Annotated in this window: 2 protein-coding genes and 1 pseudogene; all 3 read left to right on the forward strand. The window is 54.6% G+C overall.

The features are described 5' to 3' along the window. A pseudogene (locus CWO89_RS47390) lies at window positions 1–311 on the forward strand (hypothetical protein); the annotation flags it as partial. A gap of 274 nt (window positions 312–585) precedes the next feature. Beyond that, window positions 586–1,278, forward strand: coding sequence for a conjugal transfer ATPase VirC1 (locus CWO89_RS43715; RefSeq protein WP_130231874.1), 693 nt, complete (start codon window positions 586–588; stop codon window positions 1,276–1,278). Between the two features lies 1 nt (window position 1,279). Next, a complete protein-coding gene (locus CWO89_RS43720; protein ID WP_165421598.1) occupies window positions 1,280–1,912 on the forward strand; it encodes a VirC2 family conjugal transfer protein in 633 nt (210 codons plus the stop codon). The last annotated feature ends 7 nt before the right edge of the window (window positions 1,913–1,919 follow it).

Genomic DNA, 1,919 nt, shown 5'->3' on the forward strand with positions numbered 1-1,919 from the left:
TCCCGCATAGCTCGGCGACAGGGCGGACTTGCGATCGTGCCGCAAAACGTAAGGATGATTACGCCGCAATTGTAAAGGGATTAATGCCGCAAGAGACTTTTATTATGTGCGCCGTACTCCGTCATCATCATTATATTCAAGCCAGCGACTGCTGTCGTGGCCTTGACGTCGGCATATCGTGCGGCGTAAATATATTTACGTTAATGATTCGTCGCATGCTCGGAGCCGACGGTGCCGGCGAAGCACGACAGCAAGCGCTCAAAGACGGAGGCTCTCCTCGAAGTGATAGCAGCACTTCGCCGTTTACTTAATGGAGCGTCATCAACCGAGTCCGACAGTGTGCCTCTCCACGCCTTCTAGGGTCTCAGTCATGCGCTGAGAAGCGCCTAATGTAATGACGTCGGTTCTGCATTTCACGAAAGAACGGTTGCGGTTGTAGCTAAGTTTATCGGTATGTAATCCATGGCGGGTTATCTTGACGACGTTCCATCTCAGAGTCGCGTCGTGTTGAACTGACTTAGCCGGCCTGGCAAACACACATCGCATATCGTATCAAAATTGGTTCAGCACGGGGTGCCATCAGATATGAAACTAATCACTTGCTGCTCATTCAAAGGAGGGGCCGGCAAAACTACAGCTTTGATGGGTCTGTGCTCGTCATTCGCATTCAAAGATAATAAAGTCGCTCTTTTCGAAGCGGACGAAAATCGCCCGCTTACTAAATGGAAAGAAAATGCGCTGCGCAACGGCACTTGGGATCCTCAGTGCGACGTATTCGTTGCGGATGAGCTGCCCCTACTGGAGACCGCATATGCACAGGCCGAAGCGAGCGGCTTCCACTATGCGCTTGCTGACACTCGCGGTGGCTTGAGCGAACTCAATGTGAGTATTATCGCCAGCTCCGATTTCATTCTGGTGCCGACCATGCTAACGCCTCTAGATCTCGACGAAGCACTTACGACTTACCGATACGTTGTCGAGCTACTAATACAAGAGAAACTGCAAATCAAAACCGCCATTCTTCGCCAGCGAGTGCCGACCGGCAGGCTGACAGTCTCTCAACAGGACGCTCAAGACATGCTGGCGGCCTTGCCAATGATCGACGCGCCGATGTATGAACGTGATGCCTTCGCTGCGATGAAAGCGCGGGGTATGCTGCACCTTACGGTGCCGAATATGTCACGCGCTCCCGCAATGCGGCGCAGGTCGCACACCCAGCGTGCAATGGACGAGCTGTCCAGCATCGGCATTTTGATCGAGAAGGCATTGGAGGATTGATGTGGTTTTCCGCAAGCTCACCAATTCGCGGCCAGCGGTGCGTCTCACTTCCGCGAGTGCGCAACAGAGGGGTGCTATGACAACTCTGTCAGCAGCGATGATGCCGCTCGAGCAAGTGGCCCCGCCAATAGTGAAGCCAGAGGTCTCTTCCCCCGCGTCCTCCGAGGAGAGGACAATTGTGCTTTCGAGTAAGTGGGCCGAGCCATATCCCAAGGTACAGGTGTTTCTGTCAGCAGCGCTTCCCGCTCCCGGTTTCTCTTCGGGTTTTGACGGCCTGTGCGGCCAGTATCGCCGGACGAAAGCTCTGCAGATGATCTTGCGGCGCGCGTTCGACGACTACGAGGTGATGCTGTTAAGCGCCTCATTGATCAAACCCGTGACTCCTTATCCTATTGAGGAGCCACTGTCTCTCGCTCTAACATCGCGGATGATGCCCCGACGGGTGGTTGAGATCGCTCTAGCGCATTTTGATCCGTGGGGAGTCGAAAGTATGCGTGCCTTCGGCCGTAAACTGGCGAGTGCCGCACTCGGCATGTTCTTCGAGAACGAGAGGAAAGGCATCGGGGATGTCCCGATCGGTGTTGAACTAGATCGGGCCGACGTTGCCGGAATGAATGTTACACGGCGCTCGTGACGTGGGC

Origin of the sequence: Bradyrhizobium sp. Leo170, assembly GCF_004296405.1 — a bacterium.
Taxonomy (GTDB): domain Bacteria; phylum Pseudomonadota; class Alphaproteobacteria; order Rhizobiales; family Xanthobacteraceae; genus Bradyrhizobium.